This is a genomic window from Spongiibacter sp. UBA1325 (assembly GCF_002306875.1).
Lineage (GTDB): Bacteria > Pseudomonadota > Gammaproteobacteria > Pseudomonadales > Spongiibacteraceae > Spongiibacter > Spongiibacter marinus.
This window is the reverse complement of the sequence record NZ_DBTD01000007.1, coordinates 74,238-89,898: the sequence shown is the minus strand read 5'-3', so window position 1 is coordinate 89,898 and position 15,661 is coordinate 74,238. Positions and strand designations below refer to the sequence as shown.

The following is a 15,661-nucleotide window of genomic DNA, read 5'->3' as shown; positions in this document are numbered from 1 at the left end:
CGGGCTCTGATGCTGTTTCAGCCGCTGTATCCGGTGCTGACGGCTCAGCCGGTGCTTCAGCGGCTGGTTCGACGTCCTGCGCCGGCATATCGGACGGTGGTGTCGCTTCAGTCTCCGCTACCTCGGCTTCGGCTGCGCTGTCTTCCGTCGCTGTCGGTTCGGCCTCTTCATTGCGCTTGGCTGGCGCCGGCTCGTTTTCAGTAACGGCGCTTTCAGTTGCCTCTACCTCCACTGAGTCGTTGCTGACGGTGTCCTTCACGTCTGCAGTCGGGGCAGTGGGCGCAGTAGCTTGGTTCGGCGTTTCCTCGCTGCGGGGGGCGGGAGCCTCAGCCGCTGTGGTGGGCGCCTCTGTCGTCGGAGCCGCTTCAGTGTTTACCTTCGCATCCTCTGCAGTCTCCTCAGCAACAATACTGTTGCGTGCCTCTTCCGGCAAAGCATCTACGGGTGCGGCACTGCGTTTACGTTCCTGGGGGCCGCGAGGGCGGCGGTTGCCGCGGCGACGCGGGCGATTGTTTGACTCATTGCCGTTGTTATCGCTGTCGGCCTGATCGTTTTCCGGCTTGCGCGTGTCGTTGCTGGGCTTGTCATTGCCTTTGTTCGCCGCCGTATTGTCGCGATCATTGCGATTACGGTTGCGATTGCGGTTGTTGTTGCGGCTATCGCTGCGATTGTCACCGCGCTCGTCATTGCGCTTATCGCGGTTTTGCTTGTTGCCGCCGCGTTCGCTGTTCGCTTTCGCTGTGTCGCTGTCACCACCTTGGTTGTTGCGATTGCGCTGGTCGTTGGGGCGACGATTGCGGTTGCGGTTCTGGCCACCGCGGTTGTTGTTGCGGTTCTGACCGCCGCGGTTGTTGTTGCGGTTGCGATTATTGGCGCGGCGTGGTTCAGGAGTGGGCTCGGGTTCAGGCTCTTCGCCTTTAAAGAAGGCGGCGATACTTTTACCCAGCTTGCTGAAAAAGCCTTCCTCATCCGCCTTTTGCTCAGCAGGCTTATTGTCGGCGGGTTTGTCGCTTGCCGGCGAGGGTGCTGGTGCCGGTGTTTTGGGTGCCAATGTGCGAACCACCGCAGCCGGTGCGGCGGCGGGCGCTTGTGGGGCCTTGATTTGCTCGTCTTCACTTTCCGCTTCAGCGGCAATTTTGTAGCTGACCTCGGCATCGCCGTCGATGTCGCTCTCGCGCAGGCGGGCTACCTCGAAATGTGGTGTGTCCAGGTGTGGGGCGGGGATCACTACCACACGTACGTTACTGCGCTGCTCGATGTCGTGTATCGCTGTGCGCTTTTCGTTCAGCAGATACGAGCCAACATTGACAGGAACAATGGCGCGAATTTCGGCGCTTTTCTCTTTATTCGCTTCTTCTTCAACGAGGCGAAGAATCGACAGGGCGAGGGATTTGGTGTCGCGAATAGTGCCCTGGCCGCTACAACGTGGGCAGACTTTGGCACTGGTCTCGCCCAGTGAGGGGCGGAGGCGTTGGCGTGACATTTCAAGCAGGCCAAAGCGGGAGATCCGCCCGGTTTGGATGCGGGCGCGGTCCGTTGCCATGGCATCGCGGACCCGGTTTTCCACTTCGCGTTGGTTTTTGGCTGCCATCATGTCGATAAAATCGACAACGATCAGGCCGCCGATATCACGCAGTCGCAACTGGCGGGCAATCTCGTCAGCTGCTTCAAGGTTGGTTTGCAGCGCTGTTTCCTCGATATCGCCGCCCTTGGTTGCTCTGGCAGAGTTAATATCGATGGAGACGAGTGCCTCTGTTGGATCGATAACGATAGAGCCGCCGCTGGGGAGCTGAACCTCGCGCTGAAAAGCCGATTCAATCTGGGACTCTATCTGGTAGCGGTTGAACAGGGGAACTTGGTCTTGGTAGTAGCGCACCTTGTTTTTAAAGTGCGGCATCACCTGTTCAACGAAGTGCATCGCTTCGTTGTAGGATTCTTCGGAATCGATCAAGACCTGGTCGATATCGTCGCGCAAATAGTCGCGAATTGCGCGGATAATAACGTTGCTTTCCTGAAGGATAAGCACGGGTGCCTTGCGTTCTTCGCCGGCTTGCTGAATGGCTGACCACAGGTGAAGAAGGTAGTCTAAATCCCACTGCAGTTCTTCCGAGCTGCGGCCGATGCCCGCTGTGCGAACAATGACGCCCATGCTGTCTGGGATGTTGATGCTGTTCAGCGCATCGCGCAAAGCGGCGCGCTCTTCTCCCTCAATGCGACGAGAAATACCGCCGGCACGGGGATTGTTTGGCATCAGTACCATGTAGCGGCCGGCGAGGCTGATAAAGGTTGTGAGCGCAGCACCTTTATTGCCGCGCTCCTCTTTTTCAACCTGGACGATAACTTCGGTGCCTTCTTTTACAAGGTCCTTGATTTTCGCACGGCCGGAAACGTCAGAAGGGTTGCGGTAGAAATATTCTTTGGAAATTTCTTTGAGGGGAAGAAAACCGTGACGTTCGGCGCCGAAGTCGACAAAAGCGGCTTCTAAGCTGGGTTCAACGCGGGTAATTTTACCCTTGTACACGTTGGCTTTTTTCTGGACGCGGGTACGGTTCTCGATATCCAGGTCGTAAAGGCGTTGCCCGTCTACGAGGGCAACACGCAACTCTTCTGGCTGAGTTGCGTTAATAAGCATTCTTTTCATGAGCTATCAAATCCCAAAAGCCGGGATCTGTCGGGCCGCTCACGTGATTGAGCATCTATAAGCGTTGCAATGAGTCGATTGGGCCTTATGGGCGCCGGGGCCGTTTTCGGCCAGCGTTCTCATTGTGTGCGGCATGGTCGTTTGTTGCCGCGCTTTTCTCGGCGCGATTGTTCACGCGCTGGTCGTCGTTCGTCTAATACGGTAGGCGCAGGGTATACGCGCCAAATATCGGTAACGTCTATTCGTACGTCGCTTTTACAGAGTTCTATCACATCTACGGTGCCGGCAAATCTCGGCAGCACAATGTTTTATGTACCGGCACTACGCTAAAATGCCGCCGGTACACTGTTTGTTCACGTGGTGAGGCGCTGCCAAATTCCCTATGGCGATATCTGCCTCTGTAGACGGTTGGCGGTTTTCCCTTGCAACACAGCCCTGCTGTGGCGGGAACCGGGCCCAACGGCTACGCGTTGGAATATAGCAGTATTCAGTAGTTGTCTCAATGATTTACCGAGGTTTTGAGTGAGTTCAGACGGATTAGTTAATCCCGCAGTGCGGTTTGTCACCGTGACTGACGATTTTGCCGGGCAGAGGCTGGATAACTTTTTAATGAGAGAGTTAAAAGGTGTTCCTAAGTCTAAGATTTATAACATTTTACGCCGTGGCGAAGTGCGAGTGAATAAATCGCGGGCTAAGCCGGCATACAAGCTCATGGCGGGGGATGTGTTGCGCATTCCGCCTGTTCGGTTGGCGCAACGCGAGACGGTGCCTGTGTCGACTTCGCTGGCAACGCGGATCCGAGATGCGGTGATCTACGAGGATGAGGGCTTGATGATAGTCAATAAACCCTCGGGATTGGCGGTGCATGGCGGCAGTGGAGTGTCGATGGGCCTGATTGAATCTCTGCGCCAAATATACCCGGAGTGTCGGCATTTGGAATTGGTTCATCGCCTTGATCGCGACACCTCAGGCTGTGTCATGGTTTCGAAAAAAAGAAGCGTTCTTAAGGAATTGCATCAACTTCTTCAGAAAAAGCATGCAGTCGATAAGCGCTATCTTGCGCTGGTGGGCGGGAGTTGGCCTGTGCGCAAAAATCAGGTGAATGTGCGACTGCAGAAAAATGTGCTGCAGTCCGGTGAAAGGATGGTTCGTGCAGGTGTTGAGGGAAAGGTCTCGCTCACCGAATATCGGCTGCTCAAGCGTATTGAGGGTGCAAGCTTGGTGGAGGCCAGACCAATTACCGGGCGCACCCATCAAATTCGCGTTCACTGCCAGTACGCTGGGCATCCGATCCTTGGTGACGAAAAATATGGGGACGACGCGGCGAATCAGCGTTTTCGCGAAAAGGGCTTAAAGCGTTTATTTCTGCACGCCCATTCGTTGTCTTTCATTTTGGGTGGAAGGAAAGTCTCGGTGGAAGCGCCTCTGCCAAGTGACCTGCAAGAAGTTCTAGAAGGTGAGGGTAACTAGCCGTCATGCTTATTATTTTTGACTGGGATGGGACGCTGCTCGATTCATCTGACAAGATCGTGGCGTGCATGCGCCAGGCCGCTGCCGACTGTGGCGTGGCGCCGCCGAGCCCGGCGGAGGTGCGCGATATTATTGGCTTGGAATTGAGTCGCGCGATTGCGATTCTTTTTCCTTCGAAGTCTCCAGAGGGTGTCACCGAGATTCGCGATGCCTACGCACGGCGTTTTGTAGAGGCTGATCGCCAGCCATGCTCGTATTTTGACGGGGTTGAGCGTGGTTTGCGGCGCTTGCACGCGGCGGGCCATCAGTTGTGCGTGGCAACGGGCAAAAGTCGCAAGGGCTTGAACCGGGTATTCTCGCACTTGCCGGAGGCCGCGCTGTTTACTGCCAGTCGCTGCGCCGATGAAACGGCGTCAAAGCCAGATCCGTTGATGTTGCGTGAATTGTGTGAGGCGCTGAGTGTCGCGCCGCATGACGCGGTCATGGTCGGCGATACGGAGTACGACCTGGAGATGGCTCATCGCTTTGGTATGCCGTCGATAGGTGTTAGTTACGGCGTGCATCATCCTGATCGCCTAAAGCGGTGGGGGCCTCGCGCCATTATTGACCATTTCGACCATCTGGATGCGGCGCTGCCGCGCTAAGTCAGGCTCGCGCGGCAGGGTTGCCTAGGGGAGGGCGTAGCCCTCGTTGGTCAGAAAATCCACCAAGCGTATGAGCGGTAAGCCAATCAGGGTATTGGGGTCGTCGCCGCTCAGGCGCTCAAATAAACTAATGCCCAAGCCCTCCATTTTGAAGCCGCCGGCGCAGTCGAACGCGGGCTCATTGTCCACATAGCGAGTGATCTGGTCGGTGGTCAAGGCGCGAAAATAGACGGTAAACGTTTCTACGCAGTTCTGCTGGCGGCCGCTTTGGCTGTTAATCAGGCATAGGCCGGTGTGGAAGTGCAGCGTTTTGCCGGAGCAAGCTTGAAGCTGCTCAATGGTTCGGTCCCGGTCGCCGGGCTTGCCCAGCGCGATGCCGTCGAGGTCTGCAACCTGATCACTGCCAATAACTAGGGCGTCTTTGTGCTGAGTGGCCACGTGGGCGGCTTTCTGCCGCGCTAGGCGCAGCGCGGTCTCTGCGGGCTTTTCCGTATTTAATGATGTTTCGTCGATATTTGGAGCGTGACACTCGGCTTGTATGCCGAGTTGGCTGATTAATTGCTGGCGGTAGCGTGAGCTAGAGGCGAGTACGATCCTGGTGGGGCTTGCCATTTAATGCGGGGTCCGGTCAGAAGTTTCGGGCAGTTTAGCAGAATCCCTGCCGCCAGTTTGCAGGGGCTTGGGGGCAGTGGCTTGCCCGCGGTTCTTGTGTGGGCGAAAAGGCGGCGTAAGCGCCTAAAAATACGGCTTTTTGCTTTGACATCGCCCGGTCAAATCCCTATGATTGCGCGCTTATGCAAAGACAGCCCCTGCCTAAGCAGCTGGATGCGAGGAAACTCTGCATCAGCGCTGCGGAAATTTGCGCGAAGATCAGCGTAAGCGAGTTACCCCGTTTTGCGGCGGGACTGGCTTCTGATAACGGCGAAGTACTGGCCGATATCAAGCTGTATCGAGATGAACAGGGGTTTTACCGAGTGGATGGGAAGGCTCGTGCTGCAGTCGAAGTGAACTGCGAGCGCTGTTTACAGGCCATGCCCATTGAAATTGCGGCGGAATTCGCTCTCGCTCTAGTGTGGACCGAGGAGCAGGCCAAAGCTTTGCCGAAGTCATTGGATCCGGTGATTTTGGGTGAAGAGCTACTGGCGCTCGATGAGTTATTGCAAGACGAGCTGATTATCAGCACGCCTTTCGTTAGCTACCACGATATAGACGAGTGCAAAACCACCGCGCCAACTGACTATCCCGCGCCGGAAGGCGCCGGAATTGAAGAGAAGGGCGAGTCGCCTTTTTCTGTACTGGGGTCATTAAAACCCCAAGATTAAGTGAAGAGGAATTGTTGAGCCATGGCTGTTCAGAAAAGCAAGAAGACCCGTTCTCGTCGCGGCATGCGTCGTTCACACGATGCACTGTCTAGCGCAGCGCTGTCAGTAGACCAGACTAGCGGTGAAAAGCATCTGCGCCATAACGTTACCGCTGACGGTTTCTTCCGTGGCCGTAAAGTAGTCGCTGGTAAAGACGACTAACATTTGCGTGGCATCACTGCGGCTAGCCGTTGATGCAATGGGCGGAGACTTCGGTCTCCGCTCTACGATTCCCGCCTCCGTTCTCGCACTGAACGAGAATTCAGAACTTCATATCACGCTAGTAGGCGACGAGCCCGCTATTCGTGCTGCCCTGGCTGATTCCAGCGCGCCCCTCGACCGCTTATCTATTGTCCATGCGCCGGATGTGGTGCTGATGGATGATAAACCTGCTTCGGCACTTCGAACAAAACGCCAGTCGTCCATGGCGATCGCTTTAGAGCTGCTTCGTGATGGCCAGGTGTCCGCGGTGCTTAGCGCCGGAAACACGGGCGCACTCGTGGCAATGAGCTGCATTATTGTCCAGCGCATGGACGGCATTCGCCGGCCCGCGATCTGCGCCCCAATCCCCTCCGACCACCATCACACCTTCATGCTGGATCTCGGCGCAAATGTCGAGTGCAGTGCTGAAGAACTTCGCCAGTACGCAGTGATGGGGAGTGCTCTGTGCAGCGTTGTGGATGGCACTGCCCAGCCGCGCGTTGGTTTATTGAACATTGGTGAGGAGCTGATAAAGGGGACCGCACTGATGCAAGACACGGCGGCGCTGTTGAACGAGGAACCACGGCTTAACTACGTGGGCTTCGTTGAAGGAGGGGATATTTTTGGCAGTGAGGTCGATGTGGTGGTTTGCGATGGCTTTGTTGGCAATATCGCCTTGAAGGTGAGTGAAGGTACGGCGTCATTTATCAATCGAACACTGCGTGCTCAGCTGCGCGAAACCCTTCTCGGGCGCTTGGTCGGTTTATTGTTGTTGCCGGTGCTAAAGCGTTTTCAAAAGCGGCACGACCCGCGTCATTACAACGGCGCTGTACTGCTCGGGCTGAAGGGAGTGGTTGTGAAAAGTCATGGCAGCTCTGATGAAAAAGGTTTTCTAGCGGCAATCCAGCAAGCCGCTAGAGCAGTCGGCCAGGATCTACCAGCGCGCATCGCCGAGCATTTGTAGCGCGATGCGCCATTTAAAAATCAATAAGTGAATAGATAACAAAGGATGTACAACTGATGGAAGCAAAGAAGTTAGCATTCGTTTTTCCCGGACAAGGTTCGCAGAAAGTCGGCATGCTTGCCGATTTAGCGGCAGCCTTTCCCGAGGTGAAGAACACCTTTGCCGAGGCCTCTGACGCCCTGGATTACGATATGTGGGCGTTGGTTCAAGAAGGTGAGCAAGCTCAGCTGAATCTGACCGAGACGACACAGCCCGTGTTGCTTACCGCTAGTGTGGCGGTGTGGCGCCTGTGGTTAGCACAGGGTGGCCTGCGCCCGGCGATGATGGCCGGGCACAGCCTGGGTGAGTTCTCTGCGCTGGTCTGTGCCGGTGCAATCGACTTTGCTGACGCCGTGCGACTGGTTCGTGCGCGTGGTCAATATATGCAGACTGCCGTGCCGGTGGGTGAGGGCGCTATGGCGGCTGTGCTGGGGTTGGATGACGCGAAAATTGAAGAGATTTGTGCGGCAACTGACGGCGTTGTTGAGGCGGTGAATTACAACTCGCCTGGACAGGTGGTTGTGGCGGGACATACCCAGGCTGTGGAAGCGGCGCTGGGTGCGCTGAAAGACGCCGGTGCCAAGCGCGCGATGTTGCTGCCGGTGAGCGCTCCTTTCCATACCTCATTGATGCGCCCAGCGGGTGAAAAGCTAGCCCAAGCCTTGGCAGAATTGACGATTAACGCGCCTGTCATTCCCGTGGTGCACAATGTTCACGCACAAACTGAAGCAAACCCGGCTCAGATCAAGGAATTGCTGACTCAGCAGATATACAGTGCGGTCAAATGGGTGTCCTGTGTGCAGACAATGACCGACTCTGGGATCGAGATGACGGTAGAGTGCGGGCCAGGCAAGGTGCTGAGTGGCTTGAATAAGCGAATCCAGAAATCGCTGCAGTGCTTGAACGTAGAGAGTCCAGAAACCCTAGAGGCCGCACTGGCTGCGGTCGCTGAATAATAAGGAAGTCGTTGTATGAGTGATAAAGTTGCATTGGTGACCGGAGCAAGTCGCGGTATTGGGCGGGCAATCGCTCTGGCACTAGGCGAGGTAGGTTACACCGTCGTTGGCACGGCTACATCGGAGTCAGGCGCAGAGTCAATATCTGCAGGCTTCGCTGAGCAGGGCGTGACGGGCTGCGGAATGGTATTGGATGTTGCGTCATCACAGTCAGTGGACGCCGTGCTTAAGGCCATTGGTGAGCAATACGGTGCACCTACCGTACTGGTGAATAACGCCGGTATTACCAAAGACAATATTATGATGCGAATGAAAGAAGAGGAGTGGTTCGATGTCATCGACACTAATCTCAACTCTCTTTATCGCATTGCAAAAGCCAGCCTGCGCGGCATGACTAAAGCGCGCTGGGGGCGAATTATCAATATCAGCTCTGTTGTGGGCTCAATGGGCAATGCTGGTCAGGCCAATTATGCCGCGGCAAAGGCCGGAATGGACGGCTTTACTCGAGCGCTTGCCCGGGAGATTGGTTCTCGTGGAATCACGGTGAACAGCGTAGCGCCGGGGTTTATTGATACGGACATGACGAAGAAATTGCCCGAGGAACAGCGTGAATCCCTCGCAGGGCAAATTCCTCTGCAGCGCCTGGGGCAGCCCGAGGAAATTGCGGCCGTTGTCGCGTTTTTGGCGAGTGATGCCGGGGCTTACATTACGGGTGAGACAATTCATGTAAATGGCGGTATGTATATGGCGTAAACATTTGAAAAATAGGGCTTTCTTTCTAGAAATGTCGAATTTTTCTGTTTTAGCTATGCACAAGCGTCGGTAGTCGATGTAGAATTAGCGTCCAAGTGCTGGGCCGTACGCATCACTATTTTCGGTGAACGACTGAGTTGCCCTAGGGTGAGTCAGGCGCTCCAAACTTTAAAAATTAATTAGGAGTCATTTAGGACCATGAGTAGCATTGAAGAACGCGTCAAGAAAATTGTGGCAGAGCAACTCGGTGTTAAGGAAGACGACGTGCAGGAGTCTGCCTCTTTTGTAGAAGATCTGGGCGCAGATTCTCTGGATACCGTTGAGCTGGTAATGGCCCTTGAAGAGGAATTTGAAACTGAAATTCCCGATGAAGAAGCCGAGAAGATCACAACTGTGAAGCTGGCCATCGATTACATCAAAGAAAATCTGCAGTAAGTTTTCTGCACAGGCGGGAATTCCCGCAAGGAAAAAGCCGTTTCTATGAACATAGAGCGGCTTTTTTTTATGCCTGAAGATAAAGTTTGCGCGCAGATTGCGATAGTATTCTGCCGGTAAAGGCGGTAGCTCGGTATCAGATAGCCAGTTTCTGTAGGGTAAGCGAGCATAGAAAATAGGTAGCTGGAGGTATTCATGTCAAAGCGCAGAGTGGTGGTAACTGGATTGGGGATGGTGAGCCCACTCGGTAATTCCGTTGCAGAAAGCTGGCAGCAGATTCTCGAGGGGCGCAGCGGGGTTGCCGAAATAAATAGCTTTGACACCTCGGCGTATGCAACGCGCATTGGGGCCTCGATAAAGGATTTTTCTGTCGACGAATATATGTCGGCGAAAGAAGCCAAGCGCTTTGATCCGTTTATCCACTATGGCATTGCGGCAGCAGAGCAGGCCCTGAGTGATTCTGGGCTGGCGATACAAGACAGCAATGCGCATCGCGTAGGAACCGCTATTGGTTCTGGTATTGGCGGTATCGGCTTGATTGAAAAAAGCCGGATGACTATCGAGAAGAGTGGCCCGAGAAAGCTGTCACCGTTCACGGTGCCAGGCGCGATCATCAATATGGTGGCGGGACTGATGGCGATCCGCCACAACCTTCAAGGGCCAAGCATAGCGATCACCACCGCGTGCACCACGGGCACCCACAATATTGGTATGGCGGCGCGCATGATCGCCTACGGCGATGCCGATGCGATGCTCGTTGGTGGTGCCGAGATGGCAACCACGCCGGTTGGCTTGGGCGGCTTTGCCGCGGCGCGGGCAATGTCGACGCGCAACGATGATCCTCAGGGCGCAAGCCGGCCCTGGGACAAAGAGCGCGATGGCTTCGTATTGGGCGATGGTGCGGGCATGCTAGTACTGGAAGAACTTGAATCTGCCAGGCAGCGCGGCGCGACAATTTACGCTGAGTTGAGCGGTTTTGGTATGAGCTGCGACGCCTTTCATATGACCTCTCCACCAGAAGACGGCCGCGGTGCGTTAGCGGCAATGCAAGCGGCATTGAACGATGCCCAAAAAGATGCCGCGGTACTGGATTATATCAATGCACACGGCACCTCCACGGTGGCGGGCGATGTTGCAGAAAGCCGGGCGATAGAGCGCTTAATGGGATCGGCGGCTGATGCGGTGGCGGTAAGTTCCACCAAATCGATGGTTGGGCATCTGCTGGGCGCAGCTGGCGCTGTTGAGGCGATATTCTCGGTGCTTGCCATTCGCGATCAGGTGGCGCCGCCGACCATAAATCTACAGACGCCGGATGAGGGCTGTACCCTGAATTACGTTCCCAACGCTGCCCAGCAGCGCCGGATTGAGCACGCCATGTCGAATTCGTTCGGTTTTGGTGGCACTAACGGCAGCTTGCTTTTCAGTCGCTATCAAGGCTGAGTTGGCGCTCTCGGATGGTAGATAAACAGGCCATTTTTAACGGCAAGCCCTGTGATCGATCTTTAGCGGCGAATCGAGGTATGGCCTATGGCGACGGGCTGTACGAAACCCTATTGGTGAATGAGGGTAAGCCGTTATGGCTGGACGAGCACCTGGCGAGACTGTTATCCGGTGCGACGCGCTTGCGGTTAGACATCGATAGCGTAGCCTTGCGCGAGGACGTTCGCGCAATCTGCGCGCCGGTAAAAGGTAGGCGAGTCCTTAAGATTCTGTGTTTTCGCCGCAGTGGCGGGCGCGGCTACCAGCCTCAATCGCGCACTGCAGAGCGCTTATTATCCCTCTGGCCAGCACCTGGTGGTGAGTTGTGGCGCCACGGCGCCCGACTTATGTTGTGTCAAACTCGCATGGCAATGAATGCCCAGTTTGCCGGCATTAAACATTGCAACCGGTTGGAGCAGGTAATGGCCGCCGAGGAGTTGCAACGCAGTACTTGCGATGAAGGCTTGATGCTGGATACCAGTGGCCGCGTGATAGAAGGAACGCGAAGTAACCTGTTTGCCGTAAGTTCCGGAAAACTGTATACACCGTCGCTGAACGAGAGTGGTGTTGCAGGTATCATGCGGGAGAAAATACTGCACTGGGCGAAAGCGCAGGGAATACCGACTCTTCAAGTAAATATGGGCCCGTCAATGCTCCAACGTGCTGACGAAATCTTTGTATGCAATAGTGTTTTTGGCCTGTGGCCGGTGCTGTCTATCGGCTGTCTACAGAAATCTATCGGTCCGATGAGCCGAGCGGCGCAGGCACATTTTGAATCTCAATTTCATGCGTAAATTATTTCGCGCTGCGATAGCGCTTATTTTTCCCGTTGTAATCCTCTGTCTGCTCTTGCTGGCATATGTCGATCGCTACTTTGACCGGGCTCTGAATCTGGGCGAGACTGCCCAAACGTTTGTACTGAACCGGGGGACCGGGTTTTCTGCTGCCATTAATCAGGCCGCCTCACAGGGGTGGCTCACACAGCCCGATGTACTGAAGATCTACGGCCGCTTATTTCCATCACAGGCAGAAATTCGCGCGGGGGAATATCGCCTAGAGCCCGGCATAACCGTGGGAGAATGGCTGCAAATGCTCCGCGATGGCGAGGTGCTGAGCCATCAATTGACCTTTGTCGAGGGCTCTACGCTTGGCCAGGTAATACAGCAGTTGTCGTCCCACGCATTGATTGATGCTGAGGATATGAAACTCCCGACCGATGAGCAGTTTTGGTCCAGTCTTGGTATCGAACAGCCGCTGGCAGAAAACCCGGAAGGTTTGTTTTTCCCTGATACCTATGACTTTCATCGCGGTGATTCAGCCGAGATGTTGTTGCGCCGCGCCTACCAGCGATTACAGCGAGTATTAAATGAAGAGTGGGCGGCGCGAGCGGACGGCTTGCCATATAAAACCGCCTATGAAGCGCTGATTATGGCGTCGATCATCGAGAAAGAGACCGGCGTGCCCCATGAGCGCGGCGAGATCGCCGGCGTATTTGTTCGACGCCTTCAGCGTGGTATGCGTTTGCAGACAGACCCAACTGTCATTTATGGAATGGGGGAGGCCTACCGCGGCAACATCCGTGGGCGAGATTTGCGTGACGCCAGTAACCCTTACAACACATACAGAATCAACGGCTTGCCGCCAACGCCGATAGCATTGGCTGGGCGAGAAGCCATTCACGCAGCCCTTCACCCAGTGGCAGGTGATAGCTTGTTCTTTGTGGCGAAGGGTGATGGCAGCCATCAATTTTCGGCCACCTTGGCCGAGCATGAGGCTGCGGTGAAACGCTACCAGCTGCGTCGACGCAGTGATTATCGATCCAGCCCTGTGGCTACGGAGAAACGCTAATGCCGACGACTGCGCGATTTATTACCCTGGAAGGTGGGGAGGGCGTCGGAAAGTCCAGCAATATGGCGTTTATCGTCGATACGCTGGCGGCGGCGGGCATTCCCTATATCCAAACCCGCGAGCCGGGCGGTACCGCTTTAGCGGAGAGAATTCGCGAATTGTTGCTCGAGCCTCGCGATGAGCCGATGGCAGAGCTGACGGAGTTATTGCTGGTGTTCGCGGCGAGAGCGCAGCATTTACAACAGAAAATAATCCCTGCGCTAAACGCCGGCACCTGGGTGATTTGTGATCGCTTTACGGATGCCACCATGGCATACCAGGGAGCTGGGAGAGGCCTATCTGTGGCAGTTATTCAGCAGTTGCGCCAATTGGTGCAGGCTGAGTTGCAACCGGATCTTACGCTGTTGCTCGATGCCCCTATTGAGGTCGGTATGGGGCGCGCGAGTCGTCGCGGGGAGCTCGATCGCTTCGAGCGCGAGCAGGCAGATTTCTTTCAGCGCGTGCGCCAGGGCTATTTGGATCAGGCACACGCTGAGCCGGAGCGATACCGGGTGATTGATGCCTCGCAAGCGCTGGAAGCAGTGCAGCAGGATATTCACCAGGTGCTGCAAGAGGTATTGCAGGGGGCTGGGGCATGAGCAGTATGCCGCTGAGTTATCCCTGGCAAATGCCACAATGGCAGCAGCTGGCAGGCTTACATGAAGGGCGGCGGTTTCCCCATGCGCTGTTACTGGCTGGACCCTCGGGTATCGGCAAGCTGCAGTTTGGTCGGGCGCTGCTTTGCAGCCTGTTGTGTGAACACCCAAAAAATTTTTTGGCTTGTGGTGAATGCCATTCGTGCCAGCTTTACCAGAGTGGCAGTCACCCGGATATCCGCGAGCTTTGCCCGGAAGAGGGCAAGCGCCAGATTGGTGTTGATCAGGTCCGTGCTCTTCAGCAATTTACTTCGCAAAGTGCTTACCGAGAGGGTGGCCGTAAGCTGGTATTGATTCACCCCGCTGAGGCGATGAACCCCTACACCGCAAATGCCTTATTGAAAACCCTGGAGGAGCCGGCGGGCGACACCGTACTGGTTTTGCTGAGTCACTCGCCGAGTCAGTTGTTGGCGACTATTCGCTCGCGCTGCGTGCAGCTTACCTTCCCCCTGCCCGAACACAACAGTGCCCTGAAATGGTTGCAGAATCAGTTAGGGCAGACTGAGGATGCCGAGGCCCTGTTGCGGGAGTCTGGCGGGCGTCCTCTGGCCGCTCAACAGCTTTATGAGAGCGATGGCCTGAGCCAATGGCGAGCACAGGACGCCGCGCTGGCTGAGGTGGTCGAGGGCAAAAAGACCGTGCTGCAACTGGCCGATAGCTGGCAAGACCGGGAAGTTCCAGAGGTGCTTGAGTGGTGGCTGAATCGCTTGGCGGCACTGATCAAACACTTGTCGGCCGGTCAGCCGTTGAACGCGCGTTGGCAGGCTTACACGTCTATGGCCTTGCCGTCGGTTTATCTGCAATACGAGCAAGCCTTGGGATTGCGGGCGACCTTGCTTCGCGGTGCGGCGCTCAATAAACGCCTGGTATTGGAGAAGCTGCTACTGGACTGGTTTGATGACTTTTATGGCCGTGCGCCGTCGCGGGCTTATTGATATAGTAGAAACATAACTCGCCGAACACCCGATGTAGGCGGTGGGCACAAATGGGGAAGGGTTCATGAGTGGAGCACAGCAGGGCGCGCGCAACGGTATTTTGTCCCTGACAATCCGTGATAAAGCAGTGTTGTATGCGGCATACATGCCGTTTATTCGCGATGGTGGTCTATTTGTGCCAACGACCAAGTCCTACAAGGTTGGCGATGAAGTCTTCATGCTGCTGACGCTGATGGACGAAGTGGAAAAAATTCCCGTTGCCGGAAAAGTGGTGTGGATTACCCCGCGTGGTGCGCAAAGTAATCGCGCGGCGGGTATTGGTGTTCAGTTCATTGGTGAAGACAAAACCGCCAACCAAAAAATAGAGCAGCAGTTAGCCGGAATACTGGAGTCGGAAAAACCGACCCATACCATGTAATTGTAGCCCCTCCTCGATAGCAAATTTGGAAACCCTTTTACTATGTTGGTAGACAGCCACTGTCACCTGGATCGCATTGACCTCAGTCCATACGATGGCGAGCTTGCTGCTGCGGTTCGCGCCGCGCAGGAGCGTGGGGTAGATAGAATGTTGTGCATTGGCATCGACTTAAATAACGCCCCCAAGGTCGTAGAGATCGCACAGCAGTTTGACAATATCTATGCATCTGTGGGGGTTCACCCCTTGGATATCAGCGACGATATTTGTGAAGTCGATGCCTTGGTTGAACTCTCAGCCCAGGAGAAAGTGATTGCGATCGGCGAAACCGGGCTCGACTATTACTACAGCGCTGAGAAGAAAGTGCTGCAGCAAGGCAGCTTCGCCAATCACTTGAAGGCGTCAGTAAAAACGGGAAAGCCCGTCATCGTGCACACGCGTGACGCCCGTGAAGATACCCTGTCGTTGATACAGCAGCACGGCGACCCAAAGGTTGCTGGTGTGCTGCACTGCTTCACCGAATCGTGGGAAATGGCCAGCGCAGCCATGGAGATGGGCTACTACATTTCCTTTTCGGGCATTATCACCTTCAAGAATGCCGCCGAGCTGCGCGACGTGGTAAAAAGAGTGCCGATGGAGCGCTTGCTGGTGGAAACCGATTCTCCCTATCTTGCGCCGGTGCCTTATCGCGGCAAGAAAAATGAGCCCAAATACGTTCGCGAGGTCGCCGAGTGTGTTGCCGAACTAAAAGGGCTTAGTTTTGAGCAGGTTGCTGAGCAGAGCAGCAGGAATTTCGACCGACTTTTCAATTTAGTGTGAGCTACT

At 55.3% G+C, this 15,661-nt stretch carries 17 protein-coding genes; 15 read left to right on the top strand and 2 right to left on the bottom strand.

Annotation, left to right across the window (positions count from 1 at the left end; all coding sequences use genetic code 11):
• Nucleotides 1-2,641, bottom strand: a 2,641-nt coding sequence (gene rne, locus B3K78_RS08415; RefSeq protein WP_286695101.1) for a ribonuclease E, incomplete at its 3' end; no start/stop codon positions are given.
• A gap of 522 nt (nucleotides 2,642-3,163) precedes the next feature.
• Here rne and rluC point away from each other — a divergent pair.
• Together rluC and B3K78_RS08405 are read left to right on the top strand one after the other, a co-directional pair.
• Complete coding sequence (gene rluC, locus B3K78_RS08410; RefSeq protein WP_286695100.1) at nucleotides 3,164-4,111, top strand: 23S rRNA pseudouridine(955/2504/2580) synthase RluC; 948 nt, start codon at nucleotides 3,164-3,166, stop codon at nucleotides 4,109-4,111.
• A gap of 5 nt (nucleotides 4,112-4,116) precedes the next feature.
• Nucleotides 4,117-4,755: an HAD family hydrolase gene (locus B3K78_RS08405; RefSeq protein ID WP_286695099.1), complete on the top strand. Its 639-nt coding sequence runs from the start codon at nucleotides 4,117-4,119 to the stop codon at nucleotides 4,753-4,755.
• 24 nt (nucleotides 4,756-4,779) lie between these two features.
• Here the strand turns inward: B3K78_RS08405 and B3K78_RS08400 are convergent, their stop codons facing one another.
• Complete coding sequence (locus tag B3K78_RS08400; RefSeq protein ID WP_286695098.1) at nucleotides 4,780-5,367, bottom strand: Maf family protein; 588 nt, start codon at nucleotides 5,365-5,367, stop codon at nucleotides 4,780-4,782.
• Between the two features lie 182 nt (nucleotides 5,368-5,549).
• Between B3K78_RS08400 and B3K78_RS08395 the strand changes: the two genes are divergently transcribed.
• The 13 genes from B3K78_RS08395 to B3K78_RS08335 all read left to right on the top strand — a co-directional run bounded on the left by B3K78_RS08395 (nucleotide 5,550) and on the right by B3K78_RS08335 (nucleotide 15,655).
• Nucleotides 5,550-6,077 carry a YceD family protein gene (locus B3K78_RS08395; RefSeq protein ID WP_286695097.1) on the top strand — a complete coding sequence of 176 codons (528 nt, stop codon included), beginning with the start codon at nucleotides 5,550-5,552 and terminating at the stop codon, nucleotides 6,075-6,077.
• Between the two features lie 21 nt (nucleotides 6,078-6,098).
• Nucleotides 6,099-6,278 carry a 50S ribosomal protein L32 gene (gene rpmF / locus B3K78_RS08390; protein ID WP_022957239.1) on the top strand — a complete coding sequence of 60 codons (180 nt, stop codon included), beginning with the start codon at nucleotides 6,099-6,101 and terminating at the stop codon, nucleotides 6,276-6,278.
• 7 nt (nucleotides 6,279-6,285) lie between these two features.
• On the top strand, nucleotides 6,286-7,281 hold the full coding sequence (gene plsX / locus B3K78_RS08385; RefSeq protein ID WP_286695096.1) for a phosphate acyltransferase PlsX: 996 nt from the start codon (nucleotides 6,286-6,288) through the stop codon (nucleotides 7,279-7,281).
• A gap of 56 nt (nucleotides 7,282-7,337) precedes the next feature.
• A complete protein-coding gene (gene fabD / locus B3K78_RS08380) occupies nucleotides 7,338-8,276 on the top strand; it encodes an ACP S-malonyltransferase (RefSeq protein WP_286695095.1) in 939 nt (312 codons plus the stop codon).
• A gap of 15 nt (nucleotides 8,277-8,291) precedes the next feature.
• Nucleotides 8,292-9,029 carry a 3-oxoacyl-ACP reductase FabG gene (fabG, locus tag B3K78_RS08375; RefSeq protein ID WP_286695094.1) on the top strand — a complete coding sequence of 246 codons (738 nt, stop codon included), beginning with the start codon at nucleotides 8,292-8,294 and terminating at the stop codon, nucleotides 9,027-9,029.
• A 198-nt stretch (nucleotides 9,030-9,227) separates the two neighbouring features.
• Nucleotides 9,228-9,464 (top strand): acyl carrier protein, encoded by a 237-nt coding sequence (acpP, locus tag B3K78_RS08370; protein WP_022957235.1) that lies wholly within the window; start codon nucleotides 9,228-9,230, stop codon nucleotides 9,462-9,464.
• A gap of 195 nt (nucleotides 9,465-9,659) precedes the next feature.
• The gene (fabF, locus tag B3K78_RS08365) at nucleotides 9,660-10,904 is read left to right on the top strand and encodes a beta-ketoacyl-ACP synthase II (RefSeq protein ID WP_286695093.1); all 1,245 of its coding nucleotides are present in this window, start codon (nucleotides 9,660-9,662) and stop codon (nucleotides 10,902-10,904) included.
• A 14-nt stretch (nucleotides 10,905-10,918) separates the two neighbouring features.
• Complete coding sequence (gene pabC, locus B3K78_RS08360; protein WP_286695092.1) at nucleotides 10,919-11,737, top strand: aminodeoxychorismate lyase; 819 nt, start codon at nucleotides 10,919-10,921, stop codon at nucleotides 11,735-11,737.
• Nucleotides 11,730-12,791: an endolytic transglycosylase MltG gene (gene mltG, locus B3K78_RS08355; RefSeq protein WP_286695091.1), complete on the top strand. Its 1,062-nt coding sequence runs from the start codon at nucleotides 11,730-11,732 to the stop codon at nucleotides 12,789-12,791. The genes pabC and mltG overlap by 8 nt, the downstream gene beginning before the upstream one ends.
• A complete protein-coding gene (tmk, locus tag B3K78_RS08350; protein ID WP_286695090.1) occupies nucleotides 12,791-13,429 on the top strand; it encodes a dTMP kinase in 639 nt (212 codons plus the stop codon). Before mltG ends, tmk begins: the two co-directional genes overlap by 1 nt.
• Nucleotides 13,426-14,421, top strand: coding sequence for a DNA polymerase III subunit delta' (locus B3K78_RS08345; protein ID WP_286695089.1), 996 nt, complete (start codon nucleotides 13,426-13,428; stop codon nucleotides 14,419-14,421). Before tmk ends, B3K78_RS08345 begins: the two co-directional genes overlap by 4 nt.
• Nucleotides 14,422-14,485: 64 nt before the next feature.
• The gene (locus tag B3K78_RS08340; protein ID WP_027873795.1) at nucleotides 14,486-14,839 is read left to right on the top strand and encodes a PilZ domain-containing protein; all 354 of its coding nucleotides are present in this window, start codon (nucleotides 14,486-14,488) and stop codon (nucleotides 14,837-14,839) included.
• 42 nt (nucleotides 14,840-14,881) lie between these two features.
• The gene (locus B3K78_RS08335) at nucleotides 14,882-15,655 is read left to right on the top strand and encodes a TatD family hydrolase (protein WP_286695088.1); all 774 of its coding nucleotides are present in this window, start codon (nucleotides 14,882-14,884) and stop codon (nucleotides 15,653-15,655) included.
• Nucleotides 15,656-15,661: the final 6 nt, after the last annotated feature.